Below are 17,874 nucleotides of genomic sequence, written 5' to 3'. Positions count from 1 at the left end.
CCGGAACTACGCCGCCGATCCGCCCTTCGAGCCGCTCACCGCCCGTCGTCCCTGAGCTCGGACGTCCCGTCGGGGGCCTCGGGCGCGCGACGGCCCGAGGACTCCGTCGGGTCCTCGCCCGCGGCGAGGTGTTCCAGGAGTTCGGCGAGTTCGTTGCAGGCGTGCTGCACCGAGTGCCGGGTGGCGCGCTGTTCCGTGACGAGCGCGGACAGCAGGAGCGCCGTCAGCGCGGCAGCACCGTTGAAGGCCTGCAGCTTGGTCATGACCTCGATGTTGGACAGGTCGATGAACGTGCCGCGGTCATCGTGCGCCGCGAACGTGGTGAGCACGGACGCGAACAGCGCGCAGACCATGCTTCCGGCCAGCTCGAAGCGCAGCGCCGCCCAGATCAGCAGCGGAAAGACCAGGAAGAGCATGCTCGGCGAGCTGAACACGGCGTACGGGACGATCAGCAGGGACGCGATCCCCAGGCACCCGGCCTCCACCCAGCGCCGGACGGGTATGCGCGCCGCCGACTGCCGGCGGGGCAGGAACGTGCCCCGGGCCAGTACGAGCAGCATCGGGGTCACGAGCAGCACCCCCATGGTGTCGCCCACCCACCAGGCCAGCCACACCGGCAGGAAGTCCCCTGGGGCCAGCGACCCCGTCCACACCTGTGGCGCGACGCCGGCCGTCGCGCTGATCAGCATGGCGCCGAGCCCGCCGAGGAAGACCAGACTGGTCCCGTCGCGCAGCCGTGACACCTCGGGCCGGAAGCCGACCGCCCGAAGCAGCAGCAGGGCGCACAGCGGTCCCGCGGTGTTGCCCGCGACGGTGACGATCGAGGTGAGGTCGGGGGTGGTGAGGGAGGTGATCACGAGGAAGGAGCCCAGTGCGATGCCGGGCCACACCCACACGCCGAACACCAGCAGGGCGGCCACCGAGAGGCCGGTCGGCGGCCAGATCGGGGTGACCACCACGCCCTCGACGCCGACCTGCCCGAGCAGGCCGAGGCGCCCTGCCGCGTAGTAGCAGGCAGCCACGGCAAGTGCCTTCAGGGCCATCTCCATGGCCGGTCGGAACCGCCGAGAAACCACCACAGCGCCATCAGACACCGACCGGGTCTCCTCGGCCACGCGAAGCCCTCCGCTCGTGTGGGCCTCAGCCGTCCTGCGGGCGTCTCCCCGCCGAGCCGACGTCGTGGCCGACGACGAGGACGGCCGCGTCGTCCTCGTGACCCACCGAGTCCGCCAGTTTCATCACTCCCCCGGCGAGTGTGTCGACGCCCAGACCGGCCGCCGCGGTCACCTCGGCGAGCCGCCGCACCTGGCCGAGCCCGTCGTCGAGGTCGAGCGAGGGGCCCTCGACGACGCCGTCGGTGGGCAGGACGAAGACACCGCCGGTGGTCAGCCGATGGCACGCGACGGGGAACGTGGCCCCCTCCAGCACGCCGAGCGGGGGCCCGCCCTCCGTGTCGTCAATGCCGGACCGGCCGTCGGCGGTGGCCCAGATGTGCGGGATGTGGCCGGCCCTGGCGGTCTCCAGGGTGCCGCTGGCCGGGTCGAGCCGCAGAAAGGTGCAGGTGGCGAAGAGGTCGGTGTCCAGGGAGACGAGGAGGTCGTTGGTGCGGCCGAGCAGTTCGCCCGGGTCCCCGGTGACGGAGGCCAGCGCGCGCAGCACGACACGGACCTGGCCCATGTACGCGGCCGCCTGGATGTTGTGCCCCTGGACGTCGCCGATGGACAGGCCGATGCAGCCGTCGGCCATGGTGAAGGCGTCGTACCAGTCGCCGCCGACGTTGAGGCCGTGGTTGGCGGGCATGTAACCCACAGCGAGGCGGACGCCGTCGGGGCGGGGCAGGTCGCGGGGCAGCATGCCCCGCTGCAGCGCCACCGCCAGTTCGACCCGTGAGCGCTGCAACTGCGCCAGCTCCCGCGCCCGGGCGGTGAGCGCACCGAGCTTGGTCAGCAGTGCCTGACCGTCCTCGAGGGACTCGCTGCGGAACATCGTTCGCCCCGTTCCAGGAGATTTTTCCCCACTGTGCCCGGCGAGCGGCCCGGTCGCACGTCAACGGCCCGCGCGAGCGGTACGGCCGTTTTCCTCGCCCGCGCTATTTGGCGGGGTGCCGGGGCCGGGCGAGCACCGCCGCACCGAGCGCGGCCACCAGCAGACCGGCCAGCGGCCAGCGCACCGCCGTGGTGAAGCCGTGCAGCAGCGCGGTGCGGTGCGGGGCCGCGAAACCGGCGGCCGCGCCAGCCGCCACGGTGTTGAAGACCGCGGAGCCGATCGAGCCACCGACCTGCTGGGCCGAGTTGAGCGCCGCGGAGGCGATACCGGAGTCCTCGGGCGGGAGGTTCGCGGTGGCGGTCGTCATGAGGGCGAGGAAGGTGGCGCCCATGCCCATGCCGAACAGGGCGATGCCGGGCAGGATGCCGGTCGCGTAGTCGGCGTGCACCGTCAGGCGGCTGAGCCACCACAGGCCCACCGCGGAGACGCACAGGCCGCTCACCATCATCACGCGAGCACCGAACCGGGGCAGCAGGCGGGTGCCGAGCTGGGTCGCGGTCAGCGTGGTGATCACGCTCAGCGGCAGGAAGCCGAGTCCGGTGCGGGCCGCCGACCAGCCGAGGACGGTCTGCAGGTGGAAGGTGAGGAAGAGCGAGAGGGACAGCTGCGCCGCCATCAGGCAGGCCCCCGCCACGAGGGCCGCCACCCGGGACCGGTCGCGCAGCAGCCGCGGCGGGAGCAGCGGGGTGCGGGCCTTGCGCAACCAGAGTGCGAAGAGGAGGAGCAGCACGAGGCCCGCCGACAGCGCCGCGACCACGGGCCGGCCCGTCCAGCCGCTGTTCTCCGCCGCGCTGAACCCGTAGACGAGCAGTGCCAGCCCGCCACAGGCGAGCAGCGCCCCGGGCACGTCGAGGCGGCCGCGGGTGCGGGGCGCCGTATCGGGCGGCATGAGCACGCTTCCCGCGAGGGCCGCGCCGGTGAACAGGACATTGACGTAGAGGCACCAGCGCCAGCCCGCGGTCTCGGTGAGTACGCCGCCGAGGGTGACACCGAGGGCGCCGCCCGCGCCGCCGAGTGCGCCGAAGATCGCGATGGCGCGGCGGCGTTCGCGCAGGTCGGGGAAGGTCGTCGTAATCAGGGCGAGGGCGCTCGCGGCGAGCAGCGCGGCGAACACACCTTGCAGGGCGCGGGCCGCGAACAGGGTTCCGGAGCCAGGGGCCATGCCACCCGCCGCAGAGGCGACGGCGAATCCTGCCAGGCCGGTCAGGAAGACCCGCTTGCGTCCGACGAGGTCGGCGATCCGGCCGGCCAGCAGGAGCAGCCCGCCGAAGGCGAGGGTGTAGGACGTGATGGCCCAGGGGCGGGCCGCGTCGCTCATGCCGAGGTCGCGCTGCATGGAGGGCAGTGCGACGTTCACGATGGTCGCGTCCAGCAGGATCATCAGCTGGGCGAGACCGAGCACCGCCAGGCCCCACCAGCGGCGGGGCGGGGCGGGCGGTGCCGGTGCGGCGGTGGCCGCGGCGGCGGCGCAGTCCTGTGTCATGTTGTGTGGTGGTCCGTCGGTGTCCGGTTCCGAAAGGGCGGGATGATCTTCGCACCCCGGCAGGGCCTCAGGCGCTGGTGGGGGCGCCGGGGACGCGGCGGTCGCCGCCGTTGCGCCGCTGCCACTCGCGGTAGACGTCGACGGCGTCGGCGTGCGGCTCGTAGGTCATCGGCAGCCGGCGCTCGTCCCAGTCCTTGGCGAACTCGCCGTAGAAGGTGTCGAGCTCGAAGTACTTGCGGTCGTCCACGTAGTGCGGGGCGTAGGCGTCGCGGGTCGTGACGAAGACGACCTCGGCGGGGCTGCAGTAGTAGAGCGCGGCGAGGCACATCGGGCACGGGTGGGCGAGGACGTAGATCGTGGCGTCGGTGAGGTGCTCGGTGCCCAGCTTGGTGCAGGCCTCGCGGATGGCGAGGATCTCGGCGTGCGCGGTGGGGTCGTTGGTCTGTGCGACCTGGTTGGGGCTCTCCGCGAGGATCTCGCCGTTCTGGACGATGACGGTGGCGAAGGGGCGGCCTCCGTCGGCGACATTGGCGCGGGCGATGTCGATGGTGCGCTGTGCGAAGTCCTTGACGTCCATGGCGAGCTCCTTCTCGTGCCGTTCCTGCCCGGTCGCTCCCGAAGGAGCGAACCGATGGATTCACCGTGCATCAACTGCATCCATAGCGTCAAAGACTCGATGAGCCTGACTTCTATTGGAGTTCTCTATGCCTGCTCCTACGCTGGAGGGATGTCCGTCGAACTGCGCCAGGTGCGCTACTTCATGGCCGTGGTCGAGCACGCGGGGTTCACCCGCGCCGCCGAGGCGCTGCGGATCTCGCAGCCGACGCTGTCCCAGCAGGTCAGACAGCTGGAGCGGAACCTGGGCGTACAGCTGCTCGACCGCGGCGGGCGCACCGTGCGGCCGACCGATGCGGGGCGCGCGTATCTGGACCACGCGCGGCGGGCGCTGCGGGACCTGGCCGCCGGGGAGCGTGCCATCCATGACGTACGGGACCTGTCGCGCGGGCATCTGCGCCTGGGGGTGACGCCGACGTTCACCGCGTATCTCGTCGGGCCGCTGATCGCCGCGCTGCGGGAGCGCCATCCGGGCATCACGGTCTCCGTGCGGGAGCTGACGCAGGACCTCCTTGAGGCCGAACTGCTCGCCGACGCCTGCGATGTGGGGATCGCGTTTCAGGGCGGTGAGCTGCCGGGGGTCGCGGTGGAGCCGCTGTTCACGGAGAACCTGAGCCTGGTCACGGGCGGCGGGGCCGATTCCGACCGTGCGGCGGACGGGCCGTGGGCGGCGGCCGACCTCGACCGCCTGCATCTCGCGCTGCTCAGCAAGGACTTCGCCACGCGCGGGCGGATCGACGCGTACTTCGCCGACCACGGGGTGCGGCCCTTGATCGCGGTCGAGGCCAACTCCCTGCAGACGCTGGTCGACATCGTGCGGCGCACCGGTCTCGCCACCGTCCTCCCGGACCCGGTCACCCACGGCCATCCGCACCTGACGCCGCTCCCCGTCGACCCTCCGCTGCCCACGCGGACGGCCGCCCTCCTGCGGCGCGCGGACGGCTATCGGAGCGCGGCGGCGGACGCCTTCGCGGGGCTCGTTCGCGCGCACGTGGCGGCCCACCCGTTCCGCCCTCCCGAGCCCGAACCTCATGTGACGCAGGACACACATTAAGCATGCATGATCACGGGTATGAGCCCGGGCGCTGCCTGGACAGATCCAGGGAGAACCACAAGAAACACCACACCCTGGGAGGTATCGATGTCCTCGAAGCGACGCCGTAAGAAGAAGGCCCGCCGCAAGAACGGCGCCAACCACGGCAGCCGTCCCCAGTCCTGAGGACTGACGGCAGCGATACGGAGCGGGGCGGCAGAGCACTTCTGCCGCCCCGCTTCCGTTTTCCCGGGCTTACACCCCGCCGCGCCCCACTGTGTCCCGCCGGTTCTGAACGCGCCCGCCGGGACGCGCGTATCTCTGTGCGACGCACTGCTCACTACGCGCCGCGAGGCGTGGAGGAGGACCGTGGAGATGACGGAAGCCGGCCGACCATCGCTGCACGCACTGCCCGACGGTGAGGCGGAACTCGCCGTGGTGTTGCGGCTGACGTGGGAGGACGTCGCCGCGATCGGGCAGGAGGCGAGCAGGCTCGCCGCGCGGGCGCAACGGACCGTGACCCTGGACGAGGCGGTGAGCCACCGGCTGCGCTCCCGTCCGCCGACCGCCTCCCACGCGAAACCCACCCAGGCCGCCTCGACGGCCCTGCCGGCCTTGGCACCGAACGGACACGCACCGGGTGAGCAGGCACGCCAGGCCATCGACAAGATCAACGGCAGGCCGGGCCCTGACACGGTGTGAAGCGTGCGGCGTGTGTGGGCCGTCAGTGCGGGTCCGGTGCGAACTCCGTTCCGCACGGGCCGCCGCCGGTGCTCTCCCGCGCCCGCACCACGTGGCCGTCCATCGTCTGCAATGCGTAGTAGCGGGCGATGCGTTCGGCGGACCGGCCGACGTAGTGGCAGATGAAGGATCGGCGGAAGCGGTCCTTCGTGCGGTTGGGGCCGGAGCCGTGGACCAGTGTGCCGTTGAAGAAGAGGACGTCGCCGGGCTCCATGTCGACGGGCTCGGGGACGAGTCCCGGGGGCGGCGGCACGTACTCGCGCGCGAAGGACAGGCTCGCGTCCGCCTCCTGCGGGCAGAACAGGTCCATCAGGTGGGTGCCCGGGACGACTTCGAGTCCGCCATTGTCCCGGTCGATGTGGTCGAGGGCGACCCAGGCGGCGACGCAGGTGCCGGGTTCGACCCGCAGGTAGAAGTTGTCCTGGTGCAGGGCCTGGCCGCGGGCGCCGGGCGGCTTGAAGTAGAACATGCTCTGCGCGGCGAGGGGTTCCTCGCCGAGGAGTCCCTCAAGGATGTCCGCGAGGCGCGGGTCGAGGAGGCGGCGCCGCGCGAGGTCGTTGAAGCGGTGCGGCTGCATCACGCGGGGGTACGCGAGGAGGGGGTCGAGCTCGCCGTCGACCGGTTGCGGCTTGGGCTCGAAGTGGCCGGGCACGGGGCCCGAGGCCTGCAACCCCATGAATTCCTCGGTCAGTTCGCGGGTCTCCGCTGGATCGAGGAGGGCTCGGGCGATCGCGTAGCCCCGGGTGCGGAACCGCTCCTGGAAGGCGTCGGTGTCACGGACGTCGAACGCGTCTGTCTGCACGGGATGTTCCTCTCGGCCGTCGGGCATCTCTTGAGCGCACACACACCGTGTGCTGGACTGCTGCGGACTCGTGGTCCGCGCGGCGGCGGACCGATCCGAACCTACGGCCGGGGTGGTTGACTCCGAATGACGGGCACCAGCGCGCACCTGCCTGAAACTGCTGCCGACACACCGTCCCCGCCGGCCCAACTGCTCGTCGCCTCACGGTTCTCGCAGCCTTCCGACTACCGGGTGACGCGCGCCGCGGGCGCCGCCAACTGGCTGCTCATGTGGACCGCCGAGGGGCGTGGCCAGGTGCGGGGAAGCGGCCCCTGGATCGCCCAGCGGCCGGGCGACCTCGCCGTGCTCCCGGCCCGCCGCCGACACGCCTACCGCACCGACCCTTCCGTACGTTCCTGGGGCGGCTGGTGGGTGCACTTCCAGCCGCGCGCGGCCTGGCCCGCCTGGCTGCGCGACCACGCGCGGGACGGCGGGGTGTACTGCGTCGCGGGGGTGCCCGGCGCGGCGCGCGGCCGGGTCGAGGCGGCCTTCCGGCGGCTGCACGCCGACGCACGCTGGGCCGGCGGGGAGGCGCCGCCCGTACAGGACCCGACGGGCATCGCCATCGCCGCCGCCGGGCCGGGCCGGGAACTGGCGCTCGGCGGGATCGAGGAGGTGCTGCTGCTGGCCACCGGTTCCACCGCCGCCGCGGGCCGGGCCGCCACGGCGCTGCGCGATCCGCGCGTGGTGCGGGCCGACGCGGCCATCGCAGCGGATCCGGGCGGCCCGCACACGGTCCGTTCCCTGGCGGGCCAGGTCGCCCTGTCGCCCTCACGGTTCGCGCATCTCTACGCCGAGGAGACCGGCCGTACGCCGATGCAGGCGGTGCGGGACGCGCGGCTCGGCCACGCCCAACGGCTCCTCGACGCCACCGATCTGGACATCGGTCAGGTGGCGCGGGCCTCAGGTTTCGCGAGCCCCTTCCACTTCAGCCGGGCCTTCCGGGAACGCTTCGGGGTGCCGCCGAGCGCGTACCGGACGGGCGCTCCGCAGACGCCGCGCGGATGAACGGGCCGCATGCACAGGCCGGACGAACGGGCCCGCCGTCGGTCACACCGAGGCGCCCGCCCTCAGCCCCTCGAGGACCGCTTCCTCCACCGACCGGGGGCTCACGCAGTCGCCGATCGCGACGGCGTCCGGGTGGTCCGTGAGGTCGGTGACGGGTGTGTGGCCCTGCGCGAGGACGACCGCCGCGATGTCGTCGAGGACCACGGGCTCCTCCGTCAGGGTGTGCTGGAGGTAGGCCGTGTCGTTGTCGGCGCCGTAGAGGCGGACGTTGGGCAGGACCTCGATCTTCGCGCGGACGGCGGCCGTGAGCACGGCCGCGCGTACGTACTGCTGAAGGTGTTCCCCGGCGGCGAACCCCGTGACGCCCAGGGTGACTCGGCGGCCCTGCTGGGCCAGGAGGAGTGCGACGCCGAGGCCGACCCAGTCGCCGCGCCAGTCCGCGACGAGGATGCGGCCGCGCGGCGTACGGGCACCCTGGATGACCTGCCAGGCGTCGAGCACCACCGGATCGTCCAGGCACTCCAGTTGAGGGCGCAGTGGCTTCGCGCCGGTCGCCACGATCACGGTGTCGGGTGCGGTGTCCGCGAGCAGGGCGTGGTCGACGCGGGTGTCGGTGACGATACGGACTCCGGCGCGCCGTGCCTCGCCCTCCAGGTTGGTGGCCGCTCCCCCGAACTCCGCGCGGCCCGGCAGTTCTTGGGCGAGCAGGACCTGGCCGCCGGGGCGGCGCCCTGCCTCGTACAGGGTGACGTCGTGCCCGCGGCCTGCGGCGACGGCCGCGGCCTTCAGGCCTGCCGGGCCGCCGCCGACGACCACGACACGCTTGCGCCGTGCGATCAGCGGCAGGGCGCCGAAGCGCAACTCGCGTCCGGTCTCCGGGTGTTGGATGCAGGAGATGGGGTGGCCCGACTGGAAGTGGCCGATGCACGCCTGGTTGCAGCCGATGCAGGCGCGGATCTCTTCGGTGTCACCGCGTTCGGCCTTGCCGGGCATGGCGGGGTCGCAGATCAGCGCGCGGGTCATGGCGCAGGCGTCGGCCTGACCCTTGGCGATGATGGTGTCTGCTTCCTGGGGCTGGTTGATGCGGCCCGCGACCATGACGGGGACACCCACCACCGCGCGTACGCGCGCGGCCATCGGCGTGGTGTAGCCGGCCGGGTGGGCCATCGGGGGCGCGATGTGCTGGGCCGCGGACAGGGTGGCCGAGCTTCCGGCGCACACCGACACGTAGTCGACGAGTCCTTCCGCGTCGAGCCGGGCGGCGACGTCGCACACCAGCTCCGGGCTCAGTCCGTCGTGGGCGAGTTCGTCGCCGGAGACGCGCAGGCCGACGACGAAGTCTTCACAGGCGTGCTTGCGTGCGGCCGCGAGGGATTCGCGCAGGAAGCGCAGCCGGGCGTCCGCGCTGCCGCCGTAGCCATCGGTGCGCCGGTTGACCTGCGGGTTGAGGAACTGGGCGGGCAAGTAGCCGTGGCTCGCGACCACTTCGACGCCGTCGAGGCCCGCGGCGCGCAGTCGGCGTGCCGCCTCTCCGTAGCCCTCGATCACCTCGTCGATCTCTACGCCGGTCATCGCGCGCGGCATCACGTGGAAGCGCTCGCTGGGCACGGCCGAGGGCGCCCAGGCGACGGGGGCGCTGCCGTCGGGCGATTCGAGGATCTCGCGGCCCGGGTGGAAGACCTGGCCGAAGACGGTGGCGCCGTGCCGGTGTGCGGCCTCGGCGAGGCGCGCGTATCCCTCGACGCAGGAGTCGTCGTCCGCCATGAGGACGTGCGAGGTGTAGTGGGCGCTCGCGTGCACACCGCCGACCTGGACGACGATCAGGCCGACACCGCCCTCGGCGCGCGCCGCGTGGTAGGCGACGAGTTCGTCGGTGACCTTGCCGTCGCGCACCAGGACCGTGTCGTGCCCGGACGACACGACGCGGTTCTTCACACTCAGGCCTGCGATTCGCAGCGGGCTGAACAGATGCGGGAATTGCGACTGCGGCTGCGACTTCGACTGCGGATCCATGTGGCTTCTCCGTCCCGGCGCACGACGGCGCCCTGCGGTCGGTGCTTCAACTGCCTTGCGTGTCGGCCCTGTTCATCTCTCAGCGCGCGCGGACTCCGAACATCGCGCGGGCCGTGCCGAGCAGCAGATCCGCGTACCGCTCCGGTGTCATGCCACCCCCTGCCGCCACCGCCATGTCGCAGCCGTCGACCAGCGCGGCGACGGCTGCGATGGCCGTGTCCACGGGGACCACGGGCACGAAGTCCCCCTGGGCGACGCCGTCCTCGACGATGCCGGTGAGCAGCGTGAGCCACTCGTCGTGCACGGAGCGCACGCCGTCGCGGAGCCCTGGGTGGCGGGCGGCGCTCGCGCAGAACTCCGTCCAGGTGGCGCATCTGCGCTCCAACTCCGGGTCTCCGGTGAGGGCTTGGACGAGCAGCTCGAAGCGGTGCCAGGGATCGGGCTCGTCGGCCGCCGAGGCCCGCCAGCGGGCGATCAGCTGCTCGATGGACCACTCGAACGCCTCACGGAACAGCTCATCGCGCGTGTCGAAGTGATGCTGCAAGGCACCGATGGAGACTCCAGCGGCACGGGCCACATCACGCAGCCGGGCGGCGTCCAGGCCACGCTCGGCCAGCACGCGCGCCGCTGCCCGCAGCACATCCTCACGGTCGACCACAGGCCCTCCCCGGCGTTGGCGAATGTCTCAGCGCTCTCCACCTCGCCGCGGAATAATAACGCATTATTGTGAGCTGCCCCACAGGCCTGACCACCCCAATCACCCTCAGGGGCGGCCGATTCGCACCGACCATCCCGATACATCACAGATGCAGTGCTGCCGTAACTCCCCATACTCCAGGGGCAGTTGTGAGCGGCCACACACCAGGCGGACACACACCGGACACAGCGCCTACGATGTGCCGCCGTGCCCCGCACCCGATCGTGAAGGACCCGCATGGCGCCCCCGTCCCGAGGCCCCGCCGGAAAGCGGCGCAAGCCGCGCACCCCGCTGGCCGCGTGGCTGTCCACGCGCGCGTCCGCCGGGGGCGGACGGTTCAGCCGCCGCACCGGAGCGTGCGTGGCAGGCGGTGCCGTACTGGTCGCGGGCACGGTCGGCGGAACCTTGCTGGCCACCGGCGACGGCGACGACTCTGGGGCACTGACCGCGCGCTACCAGGGCACGGCCACCTCGCAGAGCGCTTTCACCGGCCGCTACGTCATCCACAACGACGGCGAGTCCGCGGCCCCCGACTGGAAGCTGTCCTTCACCCTTCCGAAGGGCGCCGCCCTCTCGTCGCTGTCACCCGCGCACTACGCGGTGAAGGGCCGACACGTAACGGCCGAGGCCCGCCCCGACGACTCCCCGCTCGCGCCCGGGAAGTCGCTCACCCTCACCCTCAAGGCCCGCTCGTCGTCCGGTGCGCGCCCCACGGACTGCTCGGTCGACGGCACCCCGTGCACGATCGGCGCGATACCCGCACCGGACCCCGCCAAGAGCGCCTCGCCATCCGCGAAGCCCTCCCAGTCCCCGCCGAAGAAGCACACCCCGAGGCCGAGCCACTCGGCCCCGCCACCCGGGCCGGTCCCGTTCGCCCCGTACGTCGACACCTCCCTCTCCCCCGCCTTCGACCTGCCCCGGACCGCCCGGAGCACGGGCGTGAAGACCTACACCCTCGCCTTCGTGAAGCCCAAGGGCGACTGCACCCCGCAGTGGGGCAGGTCGACGCTCGACGGCAACCCGGTCGCCGCCAAGATCGGCGCACTGCGCTCCGCGGGCGGCGACGTACGTGTCTCCTTCGGCGGCCAGAGCGGCAACGAACTCGCCCGCACCTGCACGTCGGTGTCCCGCCTCACCTCCGCGTACGAGGAGGTGATCGACCACTACGGGCTGACCAAGGTCGACTTCGACATCGAGGGCGACGCGCTGACCGACCGCGCGAGCGTGGACCGCCGCAACCGTGCTGTCGCGGCACTCCAGCGCCAACATCCCTCCCTGGACGTGTCGTTCACCCTGCCGGCGCTCCCCCGCGGCCTCACCGCGGACGGCCTCGCCCTGCTGCGCGACGCGAAGAAGCACGGCGTCGACATCGGCGCCGTCAACGCCATGGCCATGAACTTCGGCTCCTCCCCCGCGCCGCACCCGCGCGGCCGCATGGGCGCCTACGCCATCGACGCGGCCGAGGCCACCCACGCCCAGCTCAAGCACATCATCGGCGGCTCCGACCGCGCGGTGTGGAACCGCGTCGCCCTCACCCCGATGATCGGCGTCAACGACATCGACGAAGAGGTCTTCACCCTCTCCGACGCGGCAAAGCTCGGCGCGTTCGCCAAGTCCAAGGGCATGGCCTGGATCTCCCTGTGGTCGGCGACCCGCGACCGCGCCTGCCCCGACGGCCCTGGCGGCCCGGCGGCGGCGACGTGCAGCGGGGTGGGGCAGTCGGCCGGCGCGTTCATGAAGGCGTTCGCGTCACAGCTGGGCTGACCTCATTTGATGGACCCGCCCGTGATCCCAGCGGCGATGTACTTCTGAGCAAGGACCAGCAGCACCGCCGCCGGGATCGCCGACAGGACGGACGCCGCCATCACCGAACCCCAGTCGCCCACATGTGCGCCGATGTACTGGTAGATGCCCAGGGTCACCGGCTTGACGTCGTCCGTCGTGTTCAGTGTGAGGGCGAACATGAAGTCGCTCCACGCGTACAGGAAGGAGAAGAGGCCCGCCGTGATCAGGGAGTTGCGGCTCATCGGCAGGACGACCTGGAGGAAGGTGCGCAGTTTGCTCGCGCCGTCGGCCTCGGCCGCCTCGATGACCTCCTTGGGGATCGCCACCATGAAGGAGCGCATGAGGACGATGGCGAAGGGGATGCCGAGCGAGGCGTCGGCGAGCATCAGGCCGAAGTAGGAGTTGACCAGGCCCAGGTCGACGTACGCGCTGTAGAGGGCGTTGGCGATGACGATGCCCGGCACCATCTGCGTGATGAGGGTGCCGAAGACGATGGTGCGGCTGCCGCGCAGGCGGAACTGGGCGAGCCCGTAGGCGGCGGGCGCGGCGACAGCCAGGCAGATCGCGACGGCGCCGAGGGCGACGGCGAGCGAGGTCAGCAGGTGGCCGCCCTGTTCGGTGATCGCTGAGGTGAAGCCGGACAGGTCGAGCGACTGCGGGACGGGCGAGACCTCGAGGAGTCCCGACTCGGGCTGCAGGGCCGTGTTGATCATCCAGTACAGCGGGAACAGCATCACGCCGAGGATGACGATCCCGGCGACGGTGGCGCCCCAGCGGCGCCCGGACGCGGTGGTGGCGTTCGCCATGCCGGTCACTTCCCCTCGGAGCGGTTGGCCCGCAGGTAGAACACCGCGAAGACGGCGGAGATGAGGATGAGGACGTTGCCGACGACAGCGCCCGCGCCGAAGTCGAGCTGGACGAAGGAGTTCTGGTACGTGAGCGTGCCGAGCGTCTGGGTGGCGTCGGCGGGGCCGCCGTCGGTGAGGGCGAGGATCAGGTCGAGGATCTTGACCGTCGACATGAAACCCAGGACGAGCACGACCGTGATGACGGGCTTGAGCAGCGGCAGCGTGATCGAGCGGAAGGTGCGCCAGGCGGACGCGCCGTCGAGCGAGGACGCCTCGTACAGTTCCTTGGGGATCTCCTGGAGGCCGCCGTAGAGGATCACCATGTTGAACGGGATGCCGATCCAGATGTTCACCATGATCACGGAGAACAGGGCCATGCCGGGACTGGTCAACCACGGGGTGGCGCCACCGAGGCCAATGGTCTCGGCGAAGGAGTTCAGCACACCGGTGTCCTGGTCGAGGATGCGGCGCCACACGATGCCGGAGACGACCATGGGGACGAGCCACGGCAGCAGGATCAGGGAGCGCAGGAACCCGTTCAGCGGGAACCGCTTGGTGAAGAAGACGGCGAGCGCGAGCCCGATGCCGAACTGGCCGAGCAGCGAGCCGACCGTGAAGACGATGGTGTGCCACAGCGCCTTGCCGAAGAGGTCGTCGTGGAAGACCTTGCTCCAGTTGTCGGTGCCGTTGAAGGGGGACTCGCCGTCGAAGAACGTGGACGGTGAGAAGTCCTGGAAGCTCATCACGACGTTGCGGACGAGCGGGTAGCCGAAGAACAGCAGCATGAAGACGACGGCGGGGGCGATGAACCCCCACTGGCCGATCCTGCGGCGGCGCCGGGCGCGTGCCGGGTCGGTCGGCTTCTGGACCGCCGTGCGTTGAGCGGCGGGTGCGGTGGCCGTGGTGGTCGACATGGTGTGAGTCCCCCTCAGTTCCCGCTCGTGGCGCGGGTCTGCGCCTTCTTCAGCGCGGCCTCGCTGGACTGCCCGGTGAGCGCCGACTGGAAGGCGCTCTGGAGGGCGAGCGACACGGACGACCAACGCGCTCCGACCTTCGCGGTGCGGGAGCGGGCGGTGGCCACCTGGTCGGCGAGCGCGTCGAGTTCGGGCACTTCCTTGCGCCAGGTCGCGGCGGCCTTCTCGTTGGCGGGGACCATCCAGCTGTTGCGGGCGTAGGTGATCTGCTCGCGCTCGGAGGACATACAGCGGATGATCTTCGCCGCGGTCTTCTGGCGCCCAGTGTCCTCGGTCTTCGGGACGGTGAGGACGGCGCCGCCGAGCGGGCCGACGGACTTCGCGCCGCGGTTCGGGACGGGGATCTGGGCGATGCCCCAGTGCAGGTTCTTCTTGGTGTTCAGGGTCTCCACCTGCCACGGGCCGTTGATCATCATCGCGGCGTTGCCGGCCATGAACTGGTCGTTGACGTCGGCCTGCGTCCAGTTGACGGTCGACTTGGAGAGCGAGCCGTCCTTGACGAGGCCCTTCCAGTAGTCGAGGGCGCCCGCGACCTTCGGACCGGCGAGGTTCGTCTCGTCACCGCCGTTGGACCACATGAACGGCGCGAACTGGAAGACACCGTCCTCCGCGCCGCCCGCGCTCAGCGCGATGCCGTACTGGCTTCCCTGGGTGAGCTTCTCGGCGCTCTCCCGCATCTCGTCCCAGGTGGTGGGTACTTCGACCCCGGCCTTCTTGAGGGTGTCCTTGTTGTAGAAGAGGGCGAGGGTGTTCACCGTGCGCGCGGCCCCGTAGTACGTGCCCTGGTACGAGCCGAAGTCGACGATGCCCTCCGGGACGTCCTTCGTGGACAGGCCGAGCGAGCGCAGGTCGACGAGGCCGCCCGCCTCCGCGAACGTCGGCATCTCGGAGGCGTCGAACTGGATGACGTCCGGGAGCGACTTCGACGACGCCATGCGCAGCGACTTCTGCATGACCTGCGCGGCGGGCACGCTCTGCTGCTCGATGGTGAGGCCCAGCTTCGTGCCGCAGCGCTTGAGCGTGGCCGCGTCCCAGCCGTGGTACGAGGCGTCGGTCGAGGAGTTGAGGACGGTGAACACACCGGGGTCGCGCCCCGCCCCGCAGCCGGTGAGCGCCGCGCCGGCGACGAGCGCGGAACAGGCGGTGAGTGCCGCGGTGGTGCTTCGGCCGCGGCGGCCGCGCCGGGGGCGCGACACGTCCGGTGGAAGTGCTGCTGTCACGGTGGATACCCAAGCCTTGAAGGGGTGGCCGGTCCCGACGGAACTCCCGTGTCCCGACGAGGTGTTCGCATCGCGCGGTACGGCTCCGGCCCGCGCCGCACACGCAGAGCGCGTTTTTGTTTTCCGCCATGACTAATACGTCATCAAGCGCTTCGACACCAGACCTTGCGGCCGACTTCATCGCTTGCGCACGGCCCGCTACACCCTGTCGTAGAGGGATCGAAGAGCCTGTCGAAGCGCTTCGACGATTCCTGCTTCCGACCTCTTGATCTTTCGATGTCCGTGAGCTCAAATGCGGTGTAGCGGCGCCTTGCCCACGCACCTTGCCCACCCCGAGGAAGATGATGAAGTTCACCGACGGCTTCTGGCTGATGCGCGACGGGGTCCAGGCCTCGTACGCCACCGAGGTCCGCGACCTGCGCGTCGACACTGACCGTTTCACCGCGTTCGCCGCGGTCAAGCGGATCGAGCGGCGCGGCGACACGCTCAACTCCCCCTTGCTGACCGTCGATTGCTTCACCCCCGCAGAGGGTGTCATCGGCGTCCGCGTCACCCACCATGCGGGGAAGCGGCGCCCGGGGCCCGACTTCCGGCTGCCGGGCGAGGACGCCGGCACGGGCGTCGTGCGCCGCGACGGCACCCGCGTCGAGCTGTCCAGCGGCGCGCTCTCCGTGTGCCTCGACGAGGCCGCGCCCTGGGAGCTGTCCTTCCGCGACGCCGACGGCCGCGAGATCACCTCGTCGGGCCACAAGGGCACCGCCTTCTTCCGGACCGGCGACGGCGAGCACCACATGGCCGCGCAGCTGGCGCTCGGCGTCGGCGAGCAGGTCTACGGGCTCGGTGAGCGCTTCACCCCGTTCGTCAGGAACGGCCAGGTCGTCGACATGTGGCAGGCCGACGGCGGCACGAGCAGCGAACAGGCGTACAAGAACGTCCCGTTCAGCCTGCACGTCTCCCCGGCGGGCGCCTACGGCGTGTTCGTCGCGCACCCCGGCCGGGTCAGCTACGAGATCGGCTCGGAGTCGGTCGGCCAGATGCAGTTCAGCGTCGAGGACCAGTCACTCGAGTACTACGTCGTCGCGGGCCCCACCCCGAAGGACGTGCTGCGCCGCTACACCGCGCTCACCGGCCGCCCGGCGCTGCCGCCCGCGTGGTCGTTCGGCCTGTGGCTGACGACGTCGTTCACGACGCAGTACGACGAGGAGACGGTGACGTCGTTCGTCGACGGGATGGCGGAGCGCGACATCCCGCTGAGCGTCTTCCACTTCGACTGTTTCTGGATGCGCGAGTACCAGTGGTCGGACTTCGAGTGGGACCCCGCGGTCTTCCCCGACCCGGAGGGCATGCTGGCCCGCCTCAAGGAGCGCGGCCTGCGCATCTCGGTGTGGATCAACCCGTACATCGCCCAGAAGTCGACCCTGTTCGAAGAGGCCGCGGCGCACGGCTACTTGGTGAAGCGGGCAGGCGGCGACATCTGGCAGTGGGACCTGTGGCAGGCGGGCATGGCGCTCGTGGACTTCACCAACCCGCAGGCCCGCAGCTGGTTCCGCGGCAAGCTCAAGGTGCTGCTCGACCAGGGGGTCGACTGCTTCAAGACGGACTTCGGCGAGCGCATCCCCACGGACGTCGTCTGGCACGACGGTTCCGACCCGGAGCGCATGCACAACTACTACACGCACCTGTACAACGAGGTCGTCTTCGACCTCCTGGAGAAGGAGCGGGGCCGCGGCGAGTCCGTCCTGTTCGCCCGCTCGGCGACGGCCGGTGGGCAGCAGTTCCCGGTGCACTGGGGCGGCGACTGCTTCTCCTCGTTCGGCGCGATGGCGGAGTCGCTGCGCGGCGGCCTGTCCCTGTCCCTGTCCGGGTTCGGCTTCTGGTCGCACGACATCGGCGGCTTCGAGGGCACCCCGGACGCGTCGGTCTTCAAGCGCTGGCTGGCCTTCGGTCTGCTCTCCTCCCACAGCCGCCTGCACGGCTCGTCCTCGTACCGGGTGCCGTGGGAGTTCGGCGACGAAGCGGTCGACGTGGCACGGCAGTTCACTCGCCTCAAGCATCGCCTGATGCCGTACCTGTACGGTGCGGCGGCCGAGGCGCACACGACGGGTGTGCCGCTGATGCGCCCGATGCTGCTCGACTTCCCTGGCGACCCCACGGCGCGCGCCCTCGACCGCCAGTACATGCTCGGCCCCGACCTCCTGGTGGCCCCGGTGTTCTCCGAGGACGGCGACGTCGAGTTCTACGTCCCCGAGGGCACGTGGACCCATCTCCTCACCGGCGAGCGGGTCGAGGGCCCGGCCTGGCGGCGCGAACGGCACAGCTTCGACAGCCTGCCGCTGTACGTGCGGCCGGGCGCGGTCCTCCCGATGGGCGCGGACGACGCGCGCCCGGACGCCGACTGGCTCACCGGCCTCACGCTGCTCGTCGCCCCGGACGCGGACGATGTGACGGTGACCGTGCCTGACCTGCACGGAGGTGTCGCCGCGACGTACCGCGTGGTGCGCGACGGCGCGAGCGGGTCGGCGAGGATCGAGGAGGGCGACGGCGAGGTGACGCTCCGGGAACTCTGAGGA

General features: G+C 71.2%; 16 protein-coding genes. 6 read left to right on the top strand and 10 right to left on the bottom strand.

Annotated features, from left to right (window positions below):
- Nucleotides 1-35: 35 nt before the first annotated feature.
- The 4 genes from ACFV9W_RS18265 to ACFV9W_RS18250 form a co-directional block, all read right to left on the bottom strand.
- A complete protein-coding gene (locus ACFV9W_RS18265; RefSeq protein WP_385761762.1) occupies nt 36-1,049 on the bottom strand; it encodes an MASE1 domain-containing protein in 1,014 nt (337 codons plus the stop codon).
- A 91-nt stretch (nt 1,050-1,140) separates the two neighbouring features.
- Nucleotides 1,141-1,986: a PP2C family protein-serine/threonine phosphatase gene (locus ACFV9W_RS18260; protein WP_385761760.1), complete on the bottom strand. Its 846-nt coding sequence runs from the start codon at nt 1,984-1,986 to the stop codon at nt 1,141-1,143.
- A gap of 103 nt (nt 1,987-2,089) precedes the next feature.
- Entirely contained in the window at nt 2,090-3,529 is a 1,440-nt protein-coding gene (locus tag ACFV9W_RS18255) for an MFS transporter (protein WP_385761757.1), read from the bottom strand.
- 67 nt (nt 3,530-3,596) lie between these two features.
- Nucleotides 3,597-4,106, bottom strand: a complete 510-nt coding sequence (locus ACFV9W_RS18250) for a nucleoside deaminase (protein ID WP_385761755.1) — start codon at nt 4,104-4,106, stop codon at nt 3,597-3,599.
- A gap of 150 nt (nt 4,107-4,256) precedes the next feature.
- Between ACFV9W_RS18250 and cynR the strand changes: the two genes are divergently transcribed.
- The 3 genes from cynR (at nt 4,257) to ACFV9W_RS18235 (ending at nt 5,879) form a co-directional block, all read left to right on the top strand.
- The gene (gene cynR / locus ACFV9W_RS18245; RefSeq protein WP_385761753.1) at nt 4,257-5,198 is read left to right on the top strand and encodes a transcriptional regulator CynR; all 942 of its coding nucleotides are present in this window, start codon (nt 4,257-4,259) and stop codon (nt 5,196-5,198) included.
- A gap of 87 nt (nt 5,199-5,285) precedes the next feature.
- Nucleotides 5,286-5,363, top strand: coding sequence for a 50S ribosomal protein bL37 (locus tag ACFV9W_RS18240; RefSeq protein ID WP_370443954.1), 78 nt, complete (start codon nt 5,286-5,288; stop codon nt 5,361-5,363).
- Nucleotides 5,364-5,552: 189 nt separating this feature from the next.
- Entirely contained in the window at nt 5,553-5,879 is a 327-nt protein-coding gene (locus ACFV9W_RS18235; RefSeq protein ID WP_385761751.1) for a hypothetical protein, read from the top strand.
- A 22-nt stretch (nt 5,880-5,901) separates the two neighbouring features.
- Here the strand turns inward: ACFV9W_RS18235 and ACFV9W_RS18230 are convergent, their stop codons facing one another.
- Complete coding sequence (locus ACFV9W_RS18230) at nt 5,902-6,720, bottom strand: phytanoyl-CoA dioxygenase family protein (RefSeq protein WP_385761749.1); 819 nt, start codon at nt 6,718-6,720, stop codon at nt 5,902-5,904.
- A gap of 126 nt (nt 6,721-6,846) precedes the next feature.
- On the opposite strand from ACFV9W_RS18230, the gene ACFV9W_RS18225 reads away from it, so the two are divergent.
- Nucleotides 6,847-7,767 (top strand): helix-turn-helix domain-containing protein, encoded by a 921-nt coding sequence (locus tag ACFV9W_RS18225; protein ID WP_385761747.1) that lies wholly within the window; start codon nt 6,847-6,849, stop codon nt 7,765-7,767.
- Between the two features lie 42 nt (nt 7,768-7,809).
- On the opposite strand, the gene ACFV9W_RS18220 is transcribed toward ACFV9W_RS18225, so the two are convergent.
- Complete coding sequence (locus ACFV9W_RS18220) at nt 7,810-9,780, bottom strand: FAD-dependent oxidoreductase (protein WP_385761744.1); 1,971 nt, start codon at nt 9,778-9,780, stop codon at nt 7,810-7,812.
- 79 nt (nt 9,781-9,859) lie between these two features.
- A complete protein-coding gene (locus ACFV9W_RS18215; protein ID WP_385761741.1) occupies nt 9,860-10,438 on the bottom strand; it encodes a TetR/AcrR family transcriptional regulator in 579 nt (192 codons plus the stop codon).
- Nucleotides 10,439-10,714: 276 nt separating this feature from the next.
- Here ACFV9W_RS18215 and ACFV9W_RS18210 point away from each other — a divergent pair, with 276 nt between their 5' ends.
- Nucleotides 10,715-12,241, top strand: coding sequence for a cellulose binding domain-containing protein (locus ACFV9W_RS18210; protein ID WP_385761739.1), 1,527 nt, complete (start codon nt 10,715-10,717; stop codon nt 12,239-12,241).
- A 2-nt stretch (nt 12,242-12,243) separates the two neighbouring features.
- Here ACFV9W_RS18210 and ACFV9W_RS18205 read toward each other — a convergent pair whose 3' ends face one another.
- Genes ACFV9W_RS18205 through ACFV9W_RS18195 form a run of 3 tightly spaced genes read right to left on the bottom strand, consistent with a single transcriptional unit; the run spans nt 12,244 to nt 15,280 of the window.
- Nucleotides 12,244-13,068: a carbohydrate ABC transporter permease gene (locus tag ACFV9W_RS18205; protein WP_385761736.1), complete on the bottom strand. Its 825-nt coding sequence runs from the start codon at nt 13,066-13,068 to the stop codon at nt 12,244-12,246.
- Nucleotides 13,069-13,073: 5 nt separating this feature from the next.
- The gene (locus tag ACFV9W_RS18200; protein WP_385761733.1) at nt 13,074-14,024 is read right to left on the bottom strand and encodes a carbohydrate ABC transporter permease; all 951 of its coding nucleotides are present in this window, start codon (nt 14,022-14,024) and stop codon (nt 13,074-13,076) included.
- Nucleotides 14,025-14,038: 14 nt separating this feature from the next.
- The gene (locus ACFV9W_RS18195) at nt 14,039-15,280 is read right to left on the bottom strand and encodes an ABC transporter substrate-binding protein (protein WP_385761914.1); all 1,242 of its coding nucleotides are present in this window, start codon (nt 15,278-15,280) and stop codon (nt 14,039-14,041) included.
- A gap of 368 nt (nt 15,281-15,648) precedes the next feature.
- Between ACFV9W_RS18195 and yicI the strand changes: the two genes are divergently transcribed.
- Entirely contained in the window at nt 15,649-17,871 is a 2,223-nt protein-coding gene (gene yicI / locus ACFV9W_RS18190) for an alpha-xylosidase (RefSeq protein WP_385761730.1), read from the top strand.
- The last annotated feature ends 3 nt before the right edge of the window (nt 17,872-17,874 follow it).

The organism is Streptomyces sp. NPDC059897, assembly GCF_042730865.1.
In the GTDB taxonomy this organism is placed as follows: domain Bacteria; phylum Actinomycetota; class Actinomycetes; order Streptomycetales; family Streptomycetaceae; genus Streptomyces.
The sequence above is the reverse complement of the archived record's forward strand: the minus strand, read 5'-3'. Positions and strand labels throughout refer to the sequence as shown.

Coding starts and splice junctions, on each gene's coding strand:
- ACFV9W_RS18265 (WP_385761762.1), bottom strand. CDS start 1,049: ATGGAGATGGCCCTGAAGGCACTTGCCGTGGCTGCCTGCTACTACGCG.
- ACFV9W_RS18260 (WP_385761760.1), bottom strand. CDS start 1,986: ATGTTCCGCAGCGAGTCCCTCGAGGACGGTCAGGCACTGCTGACCAAG.
- ACFV9W_RS18255 (WP_385761757.1), bottom strand. CDS start 3,529: ATGACACAGGACTGCGCCGCCGCCGCGGCCACCGCCGCACCGGCACCG.
- ACFV9W_RS18250 (WP_385761755.1), bottom strand. CDS start 4,106: ATGGACGTCAAGGACTTCGCACAGCGCACCATCGACATCGCCCGCGCC.
- cynR (WP_385761753.1), top strand. CDS start 4,257: ATGTCCGTCGAACTGCGCCAGGTGCGCTACTTCATGGCCGTGGTCGAG.
- ACFV9W_RS18240 (WP_370443954.1), top strand. CDS start 5,286: ATGTCCTCGAAGCGACGCCGTAAGAAGAAGGCCCGCCGCAAGAACGGC.
- ACFV9W_RS18235 (WP_385761751.1), top strand. CDS start 5,553: ATGACGGAAGCCGGCCGACCATCGCTGCACGCACTGCCCGACGGTGAG.
- ACFV9W_RS18225 (WP_385761747.1), top strand. CDS start 6,847: ATGACGGGCACCAGCGCGCACCTGCCTGAAACTGCTGCCGACACACCG.
- ACFV9W_RS18220 (WP_385761744.1), bottom strand. CDS start 9,780: ATGGATCCGCAGTCGAAGTCGCAGCCGCAGTCGCAATTCCCGCATCTG.
- ACFV9W_RS18210 (WP_385761739.1), top strand. CDS start 10,715: ATGGCGCCCCCGTCCCGAGGCCCCGCCGGAAAGCGGCGCAAGCCGCGC.
- ACFV9W_RS18205 (WP_385761736.1), bottom strand. CDS start 13,068: ATGGCGAACGCCACCACCGCGTCCGGGCGCCGCTGGGGCGCCACCGTC.
- ACFV9W_RS18200 (WP_385761733.1), bottom strand. CDS start 14,024: ATGTCGACCACCACGGCCACCGCACCCGCCGCTCAACGCACGGCGGTC.
- yicI (WP_385761730.1), top strand. CDS start 15,649: ATGAAGTTCACCGACGGCTTCTGGCTGATGCGCGACGGGGTCCAGGCC.